The following is a 21,655-nucleotide window of genomic DNA, read 5'->3' as shown; positions in this document are numbered from 1 at the left end:
AAAAACCCATAATGTATCTACAAATTTATTTTGATAAAAATAAATTGAAGTATCAAAATCTAGTGACCAAAATACGTCTAAAAAAGTTTGGTAATGGTATTGCAAAAATGCGAAATACATCGAAAAAAACAACTCAATAAAAATAAACTACACCATCAATAATGGGGAGAGTAAAAAAGACACTTTATTCATCTTATTTGCTTATTAATTTTTACTTAAACGTTCCTGTTACCTAAAATTTTTAACAAAATTTTAATTATTGATTGTTGTTAATCAATTCGTTTAATAAAGTGTTTAATCTTAAATCCCATAGCAATCAATGATGCAAAATAAACAACGATGCCAACAATTACCAATAAAAATAATCGCCCTATACGAACCCACATTGAACCCGTTGACCAATCAGGTAATAGCTGTGAGCCAGACCATAACACTGTGGACATTAATATTACGGCAATAATGACTTTAATTAAAAAGAGATACCAACCAGGTTGGGGTTGATAAAGTTGTTTTTTACGCAGTTGCCAATACAATAATCCAGCATTAAAGCAAGCGGCTAAACCAATGGATAGTGAAAGGCCTGCATGCTGTAATGGCCCAATAAAAACAAGATTCATTAGCTGTGTTAAAATTAACGTAACAATTGCAATTTTGACGGGAGTTTTAATATCCTGACGCGAATAAAATGCGGGTGCTAACACTTTAATTAAAATCAATCCAAGTAGACCGATAGAATAAGCCACTAAGGCTCGCTGTGTCATTAAGGTATCATTTAGGGTAAATTGCCCATACTCAAATAATGTTGATATAAGAGGACGAGAAATAACGCCTAATGCCACGGTACTTGGCAAAGCCAGTAAAAAACAAAGTCGCAATCCCCAATCTAATACCTCAGAATATTGCTTATGATCACCTTTAGAAAAACTTTTCGCTAACGAGGGTAATAAAATCGTACCTAATGCTACGCCAAGCACGCCAGCAGGAAATTCCATTAAGCGGTCTGCATAATACATCCATGAGACCGATCCTGAAACTAGAAGTATTTTGTTACTTTTGTTACTTTTGTTACTTTTTTTACCAAGATAGTACCTAATTTTATCAGCTTTCCACCGCTTGGAATTACAATTGTGGCGACATTAGGCATAGGTATTGCTGAGAGCAGTGGTTATATCCATGTGCTACTCAAAAAATTACTGGCTATTACCCCGAAAAATATAACAAATGTTAGCACATTCGAAACTACACAATCCCAATAATCTTCATTTTACGCTAAAAACATTCAAAAAACCCATTGATTTTATTTAAGTTTTTGCTTTACTTTTTTTATAAAAATCACCCACTTTTTATCTACAACGGTGGTTAATGTCGTACCTTATTCGACGTCATAATGTGCCATCGACAAAGCAAGGTTAGCACGTCAAACAAGAATGTTTGGCTAAGGCTATTTTATCGGGAATAATTTTGTCAGGAATAAATCGGTACCGATGCGTAAAACCGAGTGAACGAGATGGACAGTGCAGACCGCATTCGGCAATCATTTCACGGGCTGGGTGATTCAGCATCCCCCCCCAGCGCAAGCGTTATCATCAATCGCTTATTATATCCTCAAAGCTCAAAATTACCGCCACCCTCAAAACAAATCATTTTTTAAAATCAGCCAGAAAAACCATTGATTTGATCTTTATTATTTTTGTTTTAAAAAATAATGCTTAGTCACTTTATTAATAATCAAACAAATTAGCATAATAAGCAATACCAATAGGAGTAGGCTACGACCTGCATGTATCAATACATTAGCGTTAATAGAATATCTTATCGGCATTTTGTACGTGAAAGTAAAATAAAGAATGTCGCAAATAAAAATCATCATGGCAGACACAGAAACACTTTTAATGAGTTTTTCTGATTGAATTTTATTAAAGGATTGCTTAAAACAGCTTTTAGACAAAAACAGTCCAAGCAATATACCACCAATATACAAAGACGCTTGAAAGCCACTAAGCATTAATATAGCTGTTTAGCTTTCATGAGACTTTTTAGCCAAAAAATTATGACATGTAATAGCTTAGAAGATATTGGCAATCTTCTTAATAGTTTGGTATTTAAATATATAGAATTTGGAAATAGATATTTTCATCGAATAAAGCACTATTGGCTTTTTATCTATGATGATTACTTTGATATGTATGTTAGTCTCAATTGGTCTTGTGCTAAAAAACAGCTCAGTGAAGAGGAAATATATATAAAAAGAAAAGCCTTAGCAAAAAGATTTTACTCTTTTTTAATTTATTCTTTTTTAATAATAAAGAAATAATGGAATATTTAGCTAAACATATGTAGCTAGATCTAAATTAATCAATTATTTATATTGTGGTGAACACCGTGTACACTTTTTTATAAAATTTTATTTTTATGGGGGGGAGGTATAAAAATCTAAACCACAATGAACGGGCACCGATCGCCTGAGTAAACTTTTGCACGGGCAAAATTCTAAAACCAATTTTTTATCGTTACAATTTGGCTCGGTAAAATTATTTAATGTAGGGGGCATTTTTCATTTTAGGTATACGCTTAGGAATGGATACAATATACCCATGTGTTGTATGCGATAATAAATAATCATGATCATAAAATGACTTACAATAAATAATGCCTGAATTAATTGAGATAAAATCCTAATTCTTTAGTGTAAAAACAAGATACTTTTTCATTTTCAATTAAAACAATTATTGCATTAGGCCTATGTATCTTTTGCCTTAATTTTTCTAGATGGTGCTGTTCTAGTTGTGGAATTGCACTTTTTATTCTATTCCATTTTGATACACTAATTGTAAGATGGCTTTGTTCCCAAGCATATTCACTACTACTACTACAGTAAGGAACGATTTTATCATCTTGCTGATAAGCTAAATAAAGATCAATATTATCTCTTGATAAACGGGTAGATACTTCAATTTCATGATCCCATTCAGCATTGAATTGCGCTCGGCTATAACAATTTTTAAAATTTAATATCATACTTTTAGCTTGTGAACTTTGCCCAAGTTGTTGTCCTAATTCTTTATAAAAAACCGCTTGTAAACCTTCAGGAGGCTCAAGATCGCTATGATAAACTGATTCAATGAGTAATCTGGCATCTTCGGGCATTTTTATGGCGCCTTTTTGACGTAAGATTCGTTGCGTGAACCATAAATAAGCATGATTAGCGTAAACATACTTAGTATTGCCAAATTCTGGGTAATCTAGCCAATCTTCGGTTGGATTGTCATTCCAAGTTGGTGCAAATATCGTTAATATTGGTTTATCTCGATCATCGCAAGGTTGATTTTGGTTTGTGGATAGTTTGATATTTCCTTGTTTATCTCGTACATGTCGTTGTAAACGACCTGCACGTTGTATCAATAAATCAATTGGGGCAATATCACTAATCATTTCGTCAAAATCGAGATCTAATGATTGCTCAATGACTTGAGTTGCAATGATGATCTTTCCTGAGCGAATTGCATGATTTGAGTTTTTTCCTGCCCATGCTAACGTTTTTTGTTCGATATCCAAGCGATCACAATATGCAAAGCGACTATGAAATAGCAAGATTTGTTTACTATCAATATTCAACTCTTGCTGTAGTTGTTGATATAAACTAATTGCGTCAGCCACACTGTTTTTTATCCAGCAAATAATTTTCCCTTGCTGGATAGCAATCTTAATTTTTTCTATACCAGAATCAATACTATCAATCCAGTTAATATCAACTTGCCGCTTTACTTCATCTCTTGTCTCTATTGCTTGTTCGACTAAGCCTTGTTGATTGAGTTTTGTCAATAAAGGAAAAGGTAAATCTGAATTTAGCGTTAAAGGCGATTGATTTGAATTTAATCCTTTATAAAAAGCATTAAGTAATTTTTCACGTAGAAAAAAGGGTAAAGTTGCGGTAAGTATAATCGCACTCCCTCCTTGTGAAAAATGATACTGTAACAGTGATTCTAATAATTTCGCCATATAACTATCATAAGCATGAACTTCATCTAAAATCAGTAACTTATGTCGTAGTCCTAATAGCCGCAACGATTGATGTTTAAACGGCATAACTGCCATTAAAGCTTGATCTAGCGTTCCAACTCCAACTTCAGCAAGCAATGATTTTTTTCGTGTGTCAACAAACCACTCATTACACTCGCTACTCGCGGAATTTTCATTTGTGAGGTATTTGGGTTGACTAAGATTATCCAAATTAATGACTGTTTGGGTAAAATTGGGATTCATATAACTTGCACCATGAGCTAGAACAAGCGATGGATGGCTGTTAGATCGATATAATTGCCCATATACCTGTGCTGTGCGTTGATATATTGCATTTGCGGTAGCTTGAGTTGGTAAGCCAATATAAATCCCTTGTGCTTTCCCTGCTGCCATTAATCGATGTGCCAAAATCATTGAAGCTTCTGTTTTACCCGCTCCAGTAACATCTTCCATAATAAATAACTCTGGGCCATTATCTGATAGTTGGCAAGATAATGCTTGTTGTTGTAAGGGGGTTGGTTTTTCAATAAATGGAAATAAATTTTGGATACCATTGAAAGGCATAATAGGGGATTGTTGAGGTAAAGCCGCTACGGCTTTTTCAGCCCTAACTAGAGCGTAGTTTAACCAATATTCTGACAATTCCATCACATTTGAAGAAAAAGGAAAAAATTGTTGGTTGGAACCTAACCAATCACTAATAACGGTTATTGCCGCTAATAGCCAACTTAGTTTGTTAAGATTTTTACGGAATGTTTTGTCAAAAAAGCGGGTGTGGTAACTGGCTAAATTATTATCCACAATAAACAGTTGATTAATTGCTTTAATATAATCTAATGAAGCTTGTTTATCTTGTGCGTTAAATGATAAGTTACCATCGGGCTTTAATATTGGTGGTTTACCATGATGGCCTGTCATGATTAATAACCAGATATTATATACCTGTTCAATATTATAATTGTATGATTCTAGCTGTATTTCTGGTTTTTCAATTAAATAGTTCTGCCATAACCAGTGACCAAGCGAATCATGTCGGGTAGTGTAACTTTTTGCTGGATCGGCGGCGACGAGCTTGGGATTATTATGCTTGAATAATTGCTGGAACCCATTAGCAAATTTACCAATATCATGCCAAGCTAAAAAATAGGCAAACCAGAGGGCTGCGTTTTCCATCTCATCTGATGAGAAGCCAAGTTGCTCAAATAATTCAGCAGAATAAAAATAATTCTTTTTAACAATATGGTATCCACAAGCAGCGACATCTAAATTGTGATAAGCCAGTAGGTGATAATCATCGCTATCATCGCTATTGTCCCTTTGTCGACATTTTCCCCAATATTGATAAAACGATTCAGTCATTGATTTTATCCCTTCATTACGTTTGGCAATAGATATGTTTAATAACGTTTGTCTTTTTTTATGATGTTTATTCTTTAATAATTGATTTAATATAACTTGTTTTATGTAAAAATAAAGGTATCTTTTTACCTAACATTATCATTTTATATCAACTTTATTAATTAGGTTTTGCTCATTTAGTTGAAGTTTGGCAAAATAGACAGCCTAAGTTGAGGGGGAGTGTTATCACCTTAAATGGTTTAGATATGTTAAAAATAAAAAAAGTAGCATAAATACGCTATTGTTAAATAAATTACTAATGGAATTGGGATGATTATTCGAATTAAACAACCTATAAAAACATTATTCATCTTGAGTTGCCTAACTAGTCTAGTTATTTGTTCTGCGCCTGCTTTTGCCGATGAAGAACAACGAGAGCCTCAAACTGAGCTAAACAAGGATGTTAATGTCCCAGTTCAATTATCTGGGGATAAACCAATTGATATTGTTGGTCCTAGCCAAATAACTGAAAAAATTTATCATAAAACGATTTTTTCACTTTCAGGTCAACCTAAATATTCAGCTAATTTTCAACATCTTGATTATGTCAATCCAAATGCACCCAAAGGTGGTGCGATTAAGCTAGCTGAAGTTGGCTCTTTTGATAATTTTAATCGTTTTGCTAGCCGAGGAGCTCCTGAGCGGAGTTCGGGATCGTTATATGACACACTTTTTACCAATACTGCCGATGATATTACCAGTTTTTATCCACTTATTGCTACTTCAATAACTTATTCTGATAGTTATCGCTGGGCTGAAGTTTCAATTAACCCAAATGCTCGTTTTCAAGATGATCAGCCAATTACTGCACAGGATGTTGCGTTTACTTTTCACAAATTTATGACCGAAGGTGTGCCTCAATATCGTGTTTATAATAAAGGCATTACCGTTAAAGTGATAGATAATTATCGTTTGCGTGTTGATATCCCTAATTCTGATCGTGAAAAATTATTTTCATTTGTCGGTAGCATGCGAGTTATGCCAAAACATTTTTGGCAGAATCATGATCTTGCTGAACCTTTAAACACCCCACCAATTGGTAGTGGTCCTTACTATATTAGCGAATATAAATTAGGGCAATATGTTGTTTATCGACGTAATCCCAATTATTGGGCACGTAATTTGCCGATTAATAAAGGGTTAGATAATTTTGACGAAAAACGAATTGACTATTATATGGATGATAATATCTCGTTAGAGGCCTTTAAAGCAGGTGAATATGATTTACGAGCTGAAGATCAACCTAAAAACTGGTTTACTCAATATCAAGGAAAATATTTTGATGCTAACCACATTGTTAAACAAGAAAAACCCGTTCAAACGGCAACTGATACTAAGTGGTTAGCGTTTAATTTGCAAAAAGATCTGTTTCACGATGTTAAAGTGCGTGAAGCAATCACACTGGCATTTGATTTTGAATGGTTAAATCATGCATTTTATTATGACAGTTACAAAAGGCCTTATAGTTTTTTTGAAAACACAATCTATGCAGCAATCGGCAAGCCTAGCGAACAAGAGCTAAAATGGTTAAATGCTTATAAAGATATTATTCCAAAGAGTGCTTTTGGTAATGCTTATTATGTACCTAAAAGTGATGGATTGGGTTTTAATCGTGATAATTTATTAATAGCTGCTGAATTACTAAAACAAGCTGGATGGGTAATTAAAAAAGGTAAACTGATTAACACTAAAACACAGCAACCTTTTGAATTTGAACTGATTAGTTATCTTGGTAGTGATATTAAGTATGCAATTCCCTTCCAACAAAATTTAGCGCGCTTAGGGATCACCATGAAAATTACCTTATTAGATTCAGCACAACAATTACGCCGTGTTCGTGAGCGTGATTATGATATGGTTGCTCGTGATTATTATGCCGTCAATTACCCAAACTCTAATTTGCAGATACTTTGGGGGAGCGAGTATCTTAATTCATCGTGGAACGCATCGGGTTTGCATAACAAGGCGATTGATGGCATTATTGCTGAAATTACCAAAAATGTAGATAATCAAGAAGCATTAATCCCTCTAGGGCGAGCACTTGACCGAATTCTAACGCAAGAGTACCCCATGATTCCAATGTGGTATAACAGCAAAACGTATTATGCATACTGGAACAAATTTGGGCAACCAGCCATACAACCGACTTATGCAATAGGTGTTGATAGCTGGTGGTATGATGCTAACAAAGCAGCTAGCCTGCCTAAAAATCGGAAACATTAATATGCTCAATTATCTTATTCGTCGACTTCTATTGATTATCCCAACATTATTTGTGATTTTAACTATCAATTTTTTTATTGTGCAAGTAGCCCCTGGTGGGCCTGTCGATCAGGCGCTTGCTATGATTGAAAATGGATCGCAAGCAGGACAAGGATTATTACCTGGAAGCATTAGTTCATCGACATCAATTGAGCAGTATAAGAATGAGTCTAGCTATCGAGGATCAAGAGGGCTCGATCCACAAGTTGTCGCAATGATTGAAAAACAGTATGGTTTTGATAAACCAATATTTGAACGTTATGTTGACACGATCAAAAAGTATATTTCATTCGATTTTGGCAATAGTTTTTTTAAAAGTGAATCGGTATTAGGGTTAATTGTTAAAAGCTTACCTGTTTCGATTTCGTTGGGGCTGTGGAGCACACTAATTGTTTACCTAATTTCAATCCCTTTAGGCATTCGTAAAGCGGTGAAAGAGGGTTCTATATTTGACTTTTGGACAAGCACACTAATTATTATTGGTTATGCTATACCTCCTTTCTTATTAGCTGTATTGCTAATTGTGGTGTTTGCGGGCGGTAGTTATTGGGATATTTTCCCTCTACGAGGGCTTATTTCAAATCATTTTGAACAACTTGATTTTTTGGGCAAAGTGAAAGACTACGCATGGCATATTTGCTTGCCCACCATTGCAATGGTCATTGGTGGTTTTGCTTCGCTCACCATGCTGACTAAAAACTCATTTTTAGATGAAATTCGTAAACAATATGTCATTACTGCACGAGCTAAAGGTTTAAGTGAACGAAAAATTATATATAAACATGTTTTTCGTAATGCAACGTTACTGATTGTATCAGGCTTTCCTGCTGCTTTTGTTGGTATTTTATTTACTGGGTCGTTACTCATTGAAATTATCTTTTCGCTCAATGGGCTTGGTTTATTGGGTTATGAAGCTATTATTCAACGTGACTATCCAGTCATTTTTGGTTCTTTGTATATTTTTACGTTAATAGGGCTCATCACTCAACTCTTATCGGATTTATCTTATATGATGATTGATCCACGCATTGACTTTGAGGCACACAAATAATGACCAAAAATTATTCTATTAATCAGCAACGTTGGCAACGGTTTAAACATAATCGTCGTGGTTATTATTCACTCTGGTTATTTTCAATTTTATTTGTGGTTAGTTTATTTGCTGATTTTATTACTAACGATAGACCTATTTTTATTAAATATCAGGATAATTACTATTCACCAATTTTTCATTTTTATCCAGAAACACAATTTGGTGGTCAATTAGAAACACAAGCCAATTATCTTGATCCTGTTGTACAAAAGAAAATAGAAGATAATGGTTGGATTTTATGGGCACCGTTTCGCTACAGCTATAGTACATTAATTTATGATACGGCAAGCACCTTTCCAACGCCGCCCTCATCATCACATTGGTTAGGCACTACTGATGCGGGTTTTGATGTGTTTGCCAATATCTTATATGGTTTTCGTCTCTCAATGTTTTTTGCCATTTTTTTGACAGTATTTACTTCTGTCATTGGTGTTATTATTGGTGCGATTCAAGGTTATTATGGTGGTATCGTTGATCTGATAGGTCAGCGATTTATTGAAATTTGGTGTGGTTTACCTGGATTATTTGTGATTATTCTATTAGCTAGTATTTTACCGCTTAATTTTTGGTGGTTGCTTGGTATTACCGTTTTATTTGGTTGGATGGGGTTAGCGGGAATTGTACGTACTGAATTTTTACGTACCCGCAATTTTGATTATATTCGTGCAGCTAAAGCTATGGGGGTTAGTGACATTAAAATTATGTTCCGCCACATATTACCTAATGCGATGGTGGCAACATTAACCTTTTTACCATTTATTCTTTGTGGATCAATTACCACCTTAACGTCGCTAGATTTTTTGGGTTTTGGTTTGCCTATTGATTCGCCGTCTCTTGGTCGTTTATTGCTACAAGGTAAAAATAATTTGCAAGCACCTTGGCTTGGTATTAGTTCATTTTTAATCATTGCAACTTTGCTTTCGCTGCTTATTTTTATTGGTGAGGCAGTCAGGGATGCATTTGATCCAAACAAAGGAGTGTATCGATGAGTTCTCCTTTATTATCCGTTCAGGATTTAAGTATCGCTTTTAAACGTAACATTCAAGCTGAATCCCAAGTAGTAAGCAATGTTAGTTTTGATATCCATGAACAAGAAACATTAGCCTTAGTTGGTGAATCTGGTTCGGGAAAAAGTGTAACAGCGTTGTCTATTTTACGTTTACTGTGTAAAGATCAAGTGACTTATCCCACAGGGGATATTTTGTTTGAAGAAAAATCGTTATTACATGCGACAGACAAAACACTGCAAAATGTGCGTGGTAATCAAATTAGCATGATCTTCCAAGAACCGATGGTGTCACTTAATCCACTACACACGGTTGAAAAACAGCTTTATGAAGTGCTGTCATTACATCGAGGCATGCGCCGAAATGTCGCACGTAATGAAATTTTGCAATATCTTGATCGGGTGGGCATTAAAGATCCAAAAAGTAAATTATCTTCTTACCCTCATCAACTGTCGGGCGGAGAACGGCAACGAGTTATGATTGCCATGGCCATTCTAACTCATCCCAAATTGTTAATTGCCGATGAGCCAACTACAGCCCTAGATGTATCGGTACAAGCACAAATTATTCGCCTGCTTAAAGAGCTAAAAAATGAATTAAATATGAGTCTATTATTTATTTCACACAATCTTGGCATTGTCAAAAAACTGGCGGATAAAGTTGCTGTTATGCAACAAGGGAAAATCGTTGAGTATAATAATAGGCAACGCATTTTTTTACGTCCTGAACATGAATATACTCGTACCTTATTAAATTCAGCACCGAGTGGCGATCCTGCGCCATTGCCTAATACGCCAGGAATACTGCTTAATGTTAACCATTTGGATGTTGAGGTAATCGCTAGAAAGGGATTTTTTCAAAAAACTAAAAAGAAAATTGTCAATAATGTTGGTTTTGCTGTACATCAAGGCGAGACGGTCGGTATTGTGGGTGAATCGGGCTCCGGTAAAAGCACAACGGCACTAGCTATTTTGCGGTTGATTAAATCACAAGGTAATATTGTATTTGATAGCTATCCGATACAAAATCTAACTGGCAAAAAATTATTGCCATTCCGAAGTCGTATCCAAGTGGTATTCCAAGATCCGTTTTCGTCACTTAATCCTCGTTTTAATATTGAACAGATTATTAGTGAAGGATTAATGACGCACAAAAAACAAAGTAAAAAACAACGTGAGCAGGCCGTTATTGATATTATGCAAGAAGTGGGTCTAGATCCCGATATGCGTTATCGCTATCCAACAGAGTTTTCTGGTGGGCAGCGCCAACGAATAGCTATTGCTAGAGCTTTAATTTTAAAGCCAGAATTGTTAATTTTAGATGAGCCAACTTCATCTTTAGATCATACAATTCAAAAACAAATTATTAATTTACTGAAATCATTGCAAGAAAAACATCAGCTCAGTTACCTGTTTATTAGCCATGACTTAGCGCTAGTTTACTCAATGTGTCATCAAGTTGTTGTTATGAAAGAGGGTAGAATTATAGAGCAAGGCTCACGAGAAAAGATTTTCTATTCTCCTGAAGAAGAATACACCAAAGAGTTACTTTCTTTTTTAGATAAACCACCTCGTAGAGCGAGTAACACGTTGATAGATGAAAACAAAGAAGAAAAATTTACTCATCAAGATGACAGCCAATCAAGTAAAAAACAAGGTAAAAAAGTGAATTGGGATGATGCATTATTAATGGGCAAAAGGTAAAAGCATACAATAAATTATTCAGCAGGAACACGATGCAAAAACAAATACGATTTTTTTTATTAACACTCTGTTTATCACTCACATCAATAGACGCCATGGCGCTAACTTGTAGTGATAATCCTACTCAAAATACAGCGAATGCCAATAACTATATTTTTCAGATCCTTGATTATATTGATTCCCCTGTACAAGGCATTAAACACGAGGTGAGAACATTAACCACTAAATTGACTACTGAAACTAACAGTACGAACGCTAAACATGCATTAGAATATGATACTAACGGAGAAATAATAAAAAGCCATTATGATCTTTATTTAGATAAAAACGTTCGAATCTATTCTGAACACCTACAAAAAAATAAATCGGGTTGGGAAAATATTATTGAAGATGTCGAAGATAAAACTAATAGCATTATCCAATTTAATACTGATGAACAAGGTAAAATTATTGTATCACAACAGACTAAAAAAGCGGTTGATTTCATTTTTTTTGAAACCGATAACTATGTTTACGATAGTAATAATTGCCTTATCAATAAAAATGTCCAATGGCAACTCAAAGAAGTTGATGAGAATGGCAAATATACAGGGAAAGAGCAAAAAGGAGCTTCAACCTACACATTTGAATACCAAACACACCAATTAGCGAAAGTGCGCTATCAATTTAGTAATAATATGCAAAACGAGAGTGATTTTTTGTATCAGTATGATAACAACCTTCATCGTTTAACAACTATAGAAACATCTTATCTATCTGCTGGTAAAGAATTAGCACATTATGTCACTCAATTTTTAACATTTAATGAAAAAAACGATTGGCTTACAGCCAAAAAATCTAAAAATAACAAACAAACTAATATTATTCGCGAAATTACTTATTATTAGTTTCCAAAAATAAAAAAAGCGTTAATTGATTAATAACGCTTTTTATTTTGTCACAATTTTCAAATGCTTGCTATATCCGAATAAACAAGACATAAATGGCATGGACTGTCCATGCCAATGCTAAACCAAAAGTAAGTAGTTTTTCGCGTTTTGGGTGAATGTTATATTTGTGCAAAATGGTTAAAATTTGTTGTAATCCACACCAGATAGGTAGTGAAATCATCAAAAATAAAAAGATTTTGCCAAATTCCGTATTGGCTATTTTAAGAATATAAGAACGTGTTGCTGCATCACCAAAAGGGATGATAAATATCATAATTATTAGCACAATGGGATAAAAAACAGCCGCCCATGTACCCCCTAGCGCAAATAGCCCTTTTACAACTTTTCCATTGGTGCTTCTAGCTTGGATTTCTTGATTTTTCATTGATTAAATACCACTTATCTTAAGATAAATAACAGCAAATAGGCTGACACAAAAATTGTTGCTATCCACAACCCTATAATAATTAAATAAACTTGTGATTTTTTGGCAGTACGATATAAAAATATCGTTTTAGGAATGGAATTAAACCAACAGATTGAATGAAAAATAGCGACCAACAATGCAATGCTATTGAGCACAATAATAAAAGGACTACGTAAAAAAAAGATAAAACGATAAAACTCGTCTTGCCCCATGGCATTGGTGTACATACAAATAACACCAAACATTAAAACTAAACTGACCCAAATCATTGAAAAGGGAACTAATTTATTAAGGATTGACAGAATTGAAGACTGTTCTTTAGGTGAATCAAGGCGCTCAGATGGACTGTTGCTGTTATCTAGATCATTATTTTTTTTAATCATAACATTTCTCAATGTGTGTAACATTATTATGTAATTGATGTTTCGAGTGGTTAGTATTTTATGCAATATTATAAACACTAAGCTATTGAAGCAGTCAAATTAAAGTCATGCATGATATCGGTTTTTCATGTAATAGCCTAGGCAGAAAGTGCGTTGGTTTAATCAATATATTATTTTTATGGTCAATATCCAACCAAGTTCAAACAAATAAGTTTTTTAAAAAAGAAGCTAAGATCACATTTTTTTTGGTTAATTTTCGTTAGACTAATAACACTCGCTTAACTCACTGGAGATAAAATAAAAATCCCCACAAAAGTGGGGAACGGGTAGTAATTATTGCTAGCTACTGGTTCATCCCTATTAATATAAGGAACGATTATTTAGAAATTTAATTATAACATACAACCAAAAGATGTTTTATATTGATAATGAAATTTTGATTATTGCTAGCTACCTTGTTTTTTGTTGTTTTAAGAGTTTTTGTATGTTAAATTAATAATATAAACAATAAAAAAATTGAAGGTGAATAATGAATTTAATAAAAAATTTATTTTGTTCTAAACATAAAGCACAACAAAATAATATTTTTAAAAAAATGTGGAGATTTGAAGTTAAACAAAAAATAGGTAAACATGAAATTCAGTCCTATAGCTTAACCATAGAAAAACAAATCATTAAAGTTTGAATTTAATATAAAAAAGATAAGCGGTATAATAGTGTATCGCTTATTGTCAATAAGAAGGAGTGAGTTTTGTTCTGTTTATCTCTTCTAGACGAAGAATGGATCCCCGTGAGACATTTTAATGGTCAAATAAGTAAAATTAAGCCTAGCCAAATTGCTGACGAAACCATCTCCGATTTGGCCTATTTTAGACCTGACTTCCAAGGTGCCGCATACCAATTTCTTATCGGTTTGCTACAAACCACTTTTTCTCCCGAAGATAATGGTGAATGGTTAGAATATTGGCATGAAGGTATTACTCAATCACAATTGGATGAAGCATTTAAACCTGCTAAACAGGCCATGCAATTTGGTGAACATAAACCGGCATTTATGCAAGATTTTACGCCATTAGATGGCAATAAAGTACCGATATCGGGTTTATTGGTTGAAGCACCGGGTGAAAACGCATTAAAGAAAAATACTGACCATTTTATTAAACGTGATTTTGTCAAAGCGATCTGCCCGCATTGTGCCGTTATGGCGCTGTTTACTTTACAAACTAATGCGCCATCGGGAGGACAAGGGCATCGCGTTAGTTTGCGAGGTGGTGGGCCGATTACCACTTTAATGATGCCAGCACTCGATACATCGACGCCATTATGGAAAAAGTTATGGCTAAATGTGATGCCTCTTGATGATGACGAAAAACCTCAACATTATGATGAAACTGTCTTCCCGTGGTTAAACAAAACAGTAACTAGCGAACCGCCCAAAAATTTAAGTGTATTCCCTGAGCAAGCTAATTGCTGCCAAGCATATTGGGGGATGCCTCGTCGCATTGAGCTTGATTTTGAAAATACCACTCAAGGTCATTGTGACCTTTGTGGTGAAAAATCGTCCGAGCTTATTAGTCAGTATCAAACAAAAAATTACGGCGTTCAATATAAAAATTGGCGACATCCGTTATCACCTTATCGAACCGACAGTAAAACGGGGGAACCGATTGCGATTAAAGGCCAACCGGGAGGATTAATTTATCGTGATTGGTTAGGTATGGTCAGTACCAATGACGAAACTCAGTCAGCACGATTAGTTGCAGTTCATTATTCGCGTGGATTGAAAGCTTCAGAAAAATATCATCTTTGGTGTTTTGGCTATGATTTTGACAATATGAAGGCTCGTTGTTGGTATGAACATACTTTCCCTGTTTATGCAATATTTAATGATTTGGATAGCGATATTAAAGAACTAATAACACTTGCGCTAGATTTCAGCAAAGATACCTTGCCAATACTCCGTAAAGCGATGAGTAGTATTAACAAGCAATCAAGCACCGTTGATATCGCTTATTGGAAGGAAACTGAAACGCCTTTTTATCAATATATTAAAAAATTGATTGAAGAGAAAGACAACCCAAATGGTCGCTTTCCTTTGTTATTCGATTGGACCAATACCTTATTGAAATATATCACACAAGTTTATGATAAAACTGCTTTTGCTGACCCAGATCAACTAATGATTAGTTCTGAAAAAATCACCGCAAGAGACAAATTAATTAAAGATTTTAATAAGCTTAGAAATATCAAAAAGATTAAAAATAACAAATCGTCTTGTTTGCATGTAGGGGAGAACAACATGTCAGGCACTATCCAAAAAAAGCTGATGATCTTAAATGATAACCATAAAAAGATCATCGATGAGTGGTTTTCTATGTTGCAGCTAAGGCAATGTACATTTAATGGTATTAGCTACAATGGACGTAAATTGCGAGCAGAATTACGTCGGAATGCACTATCTGAATTTATAATCTTACAAGAAGGCTATATGATTTTAGCCAAGGCGCTTATTCATAACGATAGTAAATTGGCGCAAACGGATGTTCAGTATCAAGCACTACAGATATTTGTCAATGCCGCTGCTTTTGCTCAAGCTAATAATGACAAAGCCCCATTTGCCGCACAATTAAGTGAAAAAGTAAAAGGCAGTGAACGTAACTACTTATCTTCTCTACGGTTTCAACAACTTTTAGCAAGCCAAAATCCTGAAGAATTTTGTCGTCGCTTAATTCGTGCGGTAAAAATACGTGGCGAAAAAGGTGTTAACCTTATTTCACTTGCCGACGGCATCTTTTTATGGATGCAAGAGTGGTATGAGCGAGAGTATAAGCATAATTCATCAGCTAAAACTAATCCGTTTGAACGCCTTTCTTTTCGTTGGGCAATGGACTATTTTTCAACAAAAAATAATTCTAAGGAATAATCATCATGACTACATTTATTCAATTACACTTATTAACTGCTTATGCGCCTTCAAATTTAAACCGTGATGATTTAGGGCGACCAAAAACAGCCAAAATGGGCAACACCGATCGTTTACGTATCTCATCACAAAGTTTAAAGCGAGCTTGGCGAACCTCGGACTTTTTTTATCAATCATTAAGCGATCATATTGGTGTTCGCTCACGTCGTTTGGCGCGAGATTGGGTATATACGCCAATGATTGAGAGTGGTATTCCTGAAAAGATTGCTAAAGGAAGTGCCATCAAAATAGCGAGCCAGTTTGGTAAAGTAAAAAATGAAAAATCATCTAAAGATCCATTAGCTAGCCTAGATATTGAACAATTGGTACATATTAGCAATAACGAGCAACAAGCAATCGAGCAATTAGTGGAATTATTGATTAGTGAAAAACGTGAACCTAGCGATGATGAAGTGAAATTACTGCGTAAAGAAAATAGTAGTGTTGATGTAGCATTATTTGGACGAATGTTAGCAGAGAGCCCAGCATTTAATATTGAAGCAGCGTGCCAAGTTTCTCATGCATTAGGTGTAAGTACGGTTACCATAGAAAATGATTTCTTTACTGCTGTTGATGATTTAAATAATAACGATGTTAACGCAGGTTCTGCACATCTGAATCAGCGAGAATTTGCTTCAGCACTATTTTACACCTATGTTTGTATCAGTCGTGATTTACTATTAGAAAATTTAAATGGTGATGAAGCATTAGTAGAAAAAACCTTAAAAGCTTTAACCGAATCGGCAACAAAAGTGGCTCCAACTGGTATGCAAAACAGTTTTGCCTCAAGAGCATATACCTCTTATCTATTAATAGAAAAAGGCTCCCAACAACCGCGCTCTTTAGCTGTGGCCTATTTTAACCCAATTCGTGGCCAAGATATGGTGAATGATGCGATTACCCGTTTAGAAGAGCAACGTGATAAATTTGATAAAGTTTATGGGCAATGTGCCGATAGCCGCTATATTCTCAACAGTGAAACAGGAGAAGGAACACTGAGTGCTGCATTAGATTTTGTTGCGCAAAAATAGGAGAGCGGACAAGATGATAAACCATCTTATTTTTCAGGTTTATGCCCCTTTTGCCTCATGGGGCGAACCAGCTGTTGGTGAAGTTCGCCACAGCAATATCATCCCTTCTCGTTCGGCTTTATTAGGAATAGTGGCTGCCGCACTTGGTATAAGGCGTGATGATAAACAAATTGATAACTTTAATTTGCATTATCATTTTGCTATTCGTCCTTTTATTGCTAGTAATAGTTGGTTTAGAGATTTTCAAACGGTACAAGCACCTAAAGCGAACAAAAAGCAAGTATGGCATACCCGTTTTGACGAAATACGAAAAAGCCCTCTTGAGCTAGAAACTTTATTATCACAGCGTGAATATTATAATGACGTTTATTATCAAATTGTCATGTCTGAAACCGACAAGGCGCCCTATCGTTTAGAGCAAATACAACAAGCATTACTTAAGCCCGTTTTTCCATTATATGCAGGCAGAAAAAACTCACCATTATCACTGCCATTATCGCCTATCTTGTGCCAAGGAACATTGAGCGATGCTTTTATTTTTGCCGATAAACATTACCAAGATTGCCATCGTCAAGATCCTGTTATCAATAAATTATTACAAGGCACTGCGGATGAATATTATTGGGAACAGAATAATCAAGAAGATCGATTTGATGTCATTAAAATTCAGTGCCGACAAGATCAACCAATAAATCGTCATCGATGGCAATTTATTAACCGTCAGCAGTTTTCAGGCAATTTAAAAGGGAGTGAATAGATGTATTTTTCTCGAGTTACTTTAAAACTGAATCGGCTTCATGATGTTTTACATCAGAAAATGCAAAATTCGGGACCTTATGCAATTCATCAATGGTTATGGCAACTCTTCCCTAATCAAGATAAACGCGCCTTTTTATTCCATGAGGAACAAATAGGTAAAGGTTATCAATACTATTTATTATCGGAAACCGAGCCACTCTCAAATCATGATCTATTTTCAATAGAAACTAAACCATATCAACCCAAATTAATTGTTGGAATGAGATTGATTTTTTCCTTACGAGCTAATCCTGTGGTATTTAAAAATGGTAAACGTAGTGATGTAATGATGAATGCTAAATATCTAGCAAAACAACAAGGTTTAAGCTCAAAAGAGATAAAAATCCGACAACATGATGCCGCAATCAACTGGTTAATAAAACAGAGTGAAACCAGAGGATTTTCATTATTAACAACAGATGATCAACAAGTACATTGCACGGTCACCAGTTATAACCAACAGCAATTTAGTAAAAGACGTGATCTCAAACCGATTACTTATAGTACTGTTGATTATCAAGGGGTGTTAACGGTGACGGATGCAGAATTGTTTTTAAACACAATTTATCGAGGTATTGGTAAAAGTAAAGGATTTGGTTGTGGCTTGTTCTTGATAAAACATTATCAATAGGATGGGGTGCTATGGTTTATGTTCCTCTTAATCCTATTCCTTTAAAAAATAGAACCTCAATGATTTTTTTACAATATGGACAAATTGATGTTTTAGATGGGGCATTTGTATTAATCGATCAAACAGGTATTAGAACACATATTCCAGTAGGATCTATAGCATGCATAATGCTTGAGCCTGGAACTCGCGTTTCACATGCCGCAGTCAAGTTAGCAGCAACGGTCGGAACCTTGCTAGTTTGGGTTGGTGAAGCTGGCGTAAGAATGTATTCATCAGGTCAACCCGGTGGAGCAAGATCTGACAAACTGCTTTATCAAGCTAAATTGGCTTTAGATGATAATTTACGTTTAAAAGTGGTTAAAAAGATGTTTGAATTGCGATTTGGTGAACTTGCACCTAGTCGTCGTTCGATTGAACAATTACGAGGAATTGAAGGCGCACGAGTGCGAGAAACCTATTCTTTATTGGCTAAACGTTATAACGTAAAATGGCATGGGCGAAAGTATGATCCTAAAGATTGGCAAAAAGGCGATACCATTAATCAATGTATAAGTGCAGCCACCTCTTGCTTATATGGCATTACGGAAGCCGCTGTCTTGGCAGCAGGCTATGCTCCAGCAATTGGCTTTGTGCATAGTGGCAAGCCACTATCATTTGTTTATGATATTGCTGATATTATTAAATTTGATACTGTTGTTCCCAAAGCTTTCGAAATCGCCGCAAAGAACAAAAGCGATCCTGATCGCGAAGTTAGAATTGCGTGTCGCGAAATTTTTAGAAGCCAGAAAACATTAGCAACATTAATTCCTCTTATTGAAGAAGTTTTGTCAGCCGGCGGCATTGAACCACCACCACCTCCAGACAATGTTCAACCTCCCGCTATTCCCGAACCTCAATCTCTTGCCGATAGCGGTTTTAGGAGTCGCTAATAATGAGTATGTGTGTTGTTGTAACTGAAAATGTTCCAGCTCGATTACGAGGCCGTTTAGCCATTTGGTTACTTGAAATTAGGGCAGGGGTTTATATTGGTGATATATCAAGACCGATAAGAGAAATGATATGGCAACAAATTGTTAAACTCGCAGAAGACGGTAATGTTGTCCTTGCCTGGGCAACTAATACTGAATCAGGATTTGATTTTCAAACCTATGGTACCAATAGAAGAGTTCCGGTAGATCTTGATGGGCTACGCTTAGTATCATTTTTACCTATTAAAAATCAATAAGTTAATGTTCTTTAAAAATTAGAAAAATTTGGTAGAATTTAATAGCAGATATAAGTTTAAATAAAACAAATATCTATATTTAGAGTGTTCCCTGTAGGTACAGGGATAAACCGTTTTTATTTTAAATGATGAGCTGGCTCATCATGTGTTCCCTGTAGGTACAGGGATAAACCGATTTTTTCTTTCATTGAGTCTTCTTCCTCTTTGTGTTCCCTGTAGGTACAGGGATAAACCGCGATATCAATTCTAGGTGGAATGGTAAATAGAGTGTTCCCTGTAGGTACAGGGATAAACCGGTTACAGCCGAGCAAACAGCAAAACTTAGAAAGTGTTCCCTGTAGGTACAGGGATAAACCAATAGAAATTTTATTGATATTTTTATCAAATTTGATATAATTATTAAAAATAACAAAACAGATTGATTAAATGTTTACGATAAAAACGCATGATGATGCTAAATCTGAAATTCTAGATTTACCCGCAGAATTAAGAGGTCGAACAATTAAATTGATTGAAAAACTAGAACAATTTGGACAAATGCAAATGCCACATAGTAAATCGTTGGGGGGTGGGTTGTTTGAATTGAGAGCGTTAGAGCGTAATAATATAGCTAGAACTATTTATGTTTATCAAAAAGAGCAAACGATTTTTATTTTACATGCGTTTGTTAAAAAAACACAAAAAACACCAGTTGGCGCAATGCAAATAGCGAGAATCCGACTGAAGGAGATGATTGAAAATGAATAAAAAACACAGCACAACATTTAATGAAATCAAAGATATCGCGCTAGCAGATCCTGTAGCGCGTGCGGCATATGATGATGCAGAGGACGAGTGGAAATTACGTGAATTATTGTTGACAGCGAGAGAAACAGCAAAACTATCTCAAACTGAGCTAGCAAAACGTTTAGATATTGCACCGTCTAACATAAACAGAATTGAACGGGCTCCGTTGAACACAAACATAAAAACGATTTTAAAATATTTAAACGCGTGTAATGCAAAAATAGATATGAATTTATCTACATTATAAATTTAAAGTAGTGCATCAGCACTACTTTTTGGCAAATCTGGGAAAATAACGTTAATATCTGTTGTATCAATGCGTACAACATCAATCGTAAACAATTCTAAATTTTCTAATAACTGTTTTTCAGGCTCTGTAGCTTTATTATATTTAACAGCTCGTTGTAACAATATTATGTGAGCATTAGCGTCATTAATTAATTGCTGTTTTTTTGATTTATTTATTGCTGTAACCTCTGTTGCTGTTAATACTCGTTTTACAGCCACGGGATATCCAGAAACATCAGGTTGTATAACTAAACCGGCATATTGTTGTTGTAGTAATTCAGAATGATATTCTTGAGTGATTTCTATAGAATCTATCGGCGGTTCACTAATATTAGAATCATAAAAACCGTTGGTGTTTGCGTTATAAAATGTGTGTTCCCTGTAGGTACAGGGATAAACCGCGCAACGTACTATTACCGCGTTGGCAACCGTAGTGTTCCCTGTAGGTACAGGGATAAACCGCTGAGAAATTAACTCAGAAAGCCTCTGAAGCTGTGTTCCTTGTACCCACAGAGGTAAAGCTGTATTTGTTATATGTTTCATTTATTTTATAGAAATTTAATTAAAATAAAAACTTTAATAAAATCAATGGGTTTTCTGAATGATTTTTATTGCTACATTAAATATCTATTGGTTGGTTGTTATTGTATTAATTATAAGTTTAATATTCTCTTTATTATAAATAGTTTACAATTAACGGAAAGTTTAACAA

18 protein-coding genes, 2 pseudogenes and 1 CRISPR repeat array are annotated in these 21,655 nt (G+C 34.9%); of the genes and pseudogenes, 14 read left to right on the top strand and 6 right to left on the bottom strand.

The window, feature by feature from the left end:
• Positions 1-269: 269 nt before the first annotated feature.
• A pseudogene (gene murJ, locus A9G28_RS02740) lies at positions 270-1,037 on the bottom strand (murein biosynthesis integral membrane protein MurJ); the annotation flags it as partial.
• Between the two features lie 18 nt (positions 1,038-1,055).
• Between murJ and A9G28_RS14015 the strand changes: the two are divergent.
• Positions 1,056-1,217 (top strand): annotated as a pseudogene (locus A9G28_RS14015) (AbgT family transporter); the annotation flags it as partial.
• 192 nt (positions 1,218-1,409) lie between these two features.
• On the opposite strand, the gene A9G28_RS13510 reads toward A9G28_RS14015, so the two are convergent.
• Together A9G28_RS13510 and A9G28_RS02725 are read right to left on the bottom strand one after the other, a co-directional pair.
• On the bottom strand, positions 1,410-1,562 hold the full coding sequence (locus A9G28_RS13510; RefSeq protein WP_176702106.1) for a hypothetical protein: 153 nt from the start codon (positions 1,560-1,562) through the stop codon (positions 1,410-1,412).
• A gap of 1,096 nt (positions 1,563-2,658) precedes the next feature.
• On the bottom strand, positions 2,659-5,379 hold the full coding sequence (locus A9G28_RS02725) for a CRISPR-associated helicase/endonuclease Cas3 (protein WP_065579696.1): 2,721 nt from the start codon (positions 5,377-5,379) through the stop codon (positions 2,659-2,661).
• Between the two features lie 309 nt (positions 5,380-5,688).
• Between A9G28_RS02725 and A9G28_RS02720 the strand changes: the two genes are divergently transcribed.
• From A9G28_RS02720 to A9G28_RS02700, 5 genes are read left to right on the top strand one after another with little or no spacing between them, the layout of a single operon-like run.
• Complete coding sequence (locus A9G28_RS02720; protein WP_081301490.1) at positions 5,689-7,641, top strand: extracellular solute-binding protein; 1,953 nt, start codon at positions 5,689-5,691, stop codon at positions 7,639-7,641.
• A gap of 1 nt (position 7,642) precedes the next feature.
• Positions 7,643-8,731 (top strand): microcin C ABC transporter permease YejB, encoded by a 1,089-nt coding sequence (locus A9G28_RS02715; protein ID WP_065579695.1) that lies wholly within the window; start codon positions 7,643-7,645, stop codon positions 8,729-8,731.
• Complete coding sequence (locus A9G28_RS02710; RefSeq protein ID WP_065579694.1) at positions 8,731-9,762, top strand: ABC transporter permease; 1,032 nt, start codon at positions 8,731-8,733, stop codon at positions 9,760-9,762. The genes A9G28_RS02715 and A9G28_RS02710 overlap by 1 nt, the downstream gene beginning before the upstream one ends.
• Positions 9,759-11,483, top strand: coding sequence for a microcin C ABC transporter ATP-binding protein YejF (gene yejF, locus A9G28_RS02705; protein ID WP_065579693.1), 1,725 nt, complete (start codon positions 9,759-9,761; stop codon positions 11,481-11,483). The genes A9G28_RS02710 and yejF overlap by 4 nt, the downstream gene beginning before the upstream one ends.
• A 32-nt stretch (positions 11,484-11,515) precedes the next feature.
• A complete protein-coding gene (locus A9G28_RS02700) occupies positions 11,516-12,370 on the top strand; it encodes a hypothetical protein (protein WP_065579692.1) in 855 nt (284 codons plus the stop codon).
• Between the two features lie 70 nt (positions 12,371-12,440).
• Here the strand turns inward: A9G28_RS02700 and frdD are convergent, their stop codons facing one another.
• Positions 12,441-12,797, bottom strand: coding sequence for a fumarate reductase subunit FrdD (gene frdD / locus A9G28_RS02695; RefSeq protein WP_065579691.1), 357 nt, complete (start codon positions 12,795-12,797; stop codon positions 12,441-12,443).
• A 14-nt stretch (positions 12,798-12,811) separates the two neighbouring features.
• Complete coding sequence (locus A9G28_RS02690; RefSeq protein WP_065579690.1) at positions 12,812-13,222, bottom strand: hypothetical protein; 411 nt, start codon at positions 13,220-13,222, stop codon at positions 12,812-12,814.
• Positions 13,223-13,973: 751 nt separating this feature from the next.
• Between A9G28_RS02690 and casA the strand changes: the two genes are divergently transcribed.
• The 8 genes from casA to A9G28_RS02650 all read left to right on the top strand — a co-directional run bounded on the left by casA (position 13,974) and on the right by A9G28_RS02650 (position 20,902).
• Positions 13,974-16,145, top strand: coding sequence for a type I-E CRISPR-associated protein Cse1/CasA (gene casA, locus A9G28_RS02685; RefSeq protein WP_081301488.1), 2,172 nt, complete (start codon positions 13,974-13,976; stop codon positions 16,143-16,145).
• A gap of 5 nt (positions 16,146-16,150) precedes the next feature.
• Positions 16,151-17,215, top strand: a complete 1,065-nt coding sequence (gene cas7e / locus A9G28_RS02680; RefSeq protein ID WP_065579688.1) for a type I-E CRISPR-associated protein Cas7/Cse4/CasC — start codon at positions 16,151-16,153, stop codon at positions 17,213-17,215.
• 13 nt (positions 17,216-17,228) lie between these two features.
• Positions 17,229-17,972, top strand: coding sequence for a type I-E CRISPR-associated protein Cas5/CasD (cas5e, locus tag A9G28_RS02675; protein WP_065579687.1), 744 nt, complete (start codon positions 17,229-17,231; stop codon positions 17,970-17,972).
• A complete protein-coding gene (gene cas6e / locus A9G28_RS02670; protein ID WP_065579686.1) occupies positions 17,973-18,644 on the top strand; it encodes a type I-E CRISPR-associated protein Cas6/Cse3/CasE in 672 nt (223 codons plus the stop codon).
• Between the two features lie 11 nt (positions 18,645-18,655).
• The gene (gene cas1e, locus A9G28_RS02665; protein WP_065566910.1) at positions 18,656-19,573 is read left to right on the top strand and encodes a type I-E CRISPR-associated endonuclease Cas1e; all 918 of its coding nucleotides are present in this window, start codon (positions 18,656-18,658) and stop codon (positions 19,571-19,573) included.
• 2 nt (positions 19,574-19,575) lie between these two features.
• Positions 19,576-19,869 (top strand): type I-E CRISPR-associated endoribonuclease Cas2e, encoded by a 294-nt coding sequence (gene cas2e / locus A9G28_RS02660; protein ID WP_065566888.1) that lies wholly within the window; start codon positions 19,576-19,578, stop codon positions 19,867-19,869.
• 84 nt (positions 19,870-19,953) lie between these two features.
• Positions 19,954-20,226: direct repeats of the CRISPR family, unit length 29 nt; unit sequence GTGTTCCCTGTAGGTACAGGGATAAACCG.
• Positions 20,227-20,295: 69 nt separating this feature from the next.
• Complete coding sequence (locus A9G28_RS02655; RefSeq protein WP_065566887.1) at positions 20,296-20,616, top strand: type II toxin-antitoxin system RelE/ParE family toxin; 321 nt, start codon at positions 20,296-20,298, stop codon at positions 20,614-20,616.
• Positions 20,609-20,902, top strand: a complete 294-nt coding sequence (locus tag A9G28_RS02650; RefSeq protein WP_081297932.1) for a helix-turn-helix domain-containing protein — start codon at positions 20,609-20,611, stop codon at positions 20,900-20,902. The genes A9G28_RS02655 and A9G28_RS02650 overlap by 8 nt, the downstream gene beginning before the upstream one ends.
• A gap of 2 nt (positions 20,903-20,904) precedes the next feature.
• Here A9G28_RS02650 and A9G28_RS02645 read toward each other — a convergent pair whose 3' ends face one another.
• Positions 20,905-21,486, bottom strand: coding sequence for a tail fiber assembly protein (locus A9G28_RS02645; RefSeq protein ID WP_065579685.1), 582 nt, complete (start codon positions 21,484-21,486; stop codon positions 20,905-20,907).
• Positions 21,487-21,655: the final 169 nt, after the last annotated feature.

The organism is Gilliamella sp. Fer1-1, assembly GCF_001690825.1.
GTDB lineage: Bacteria > Pseudomonadota > Gammaproteobacteria > Enterobacterales > Orbaceae > Gilliamella > Gilliamella apicola_C.
This window is presented reverse-complemented; position numbering and strand designations above follow the sequence as displayed.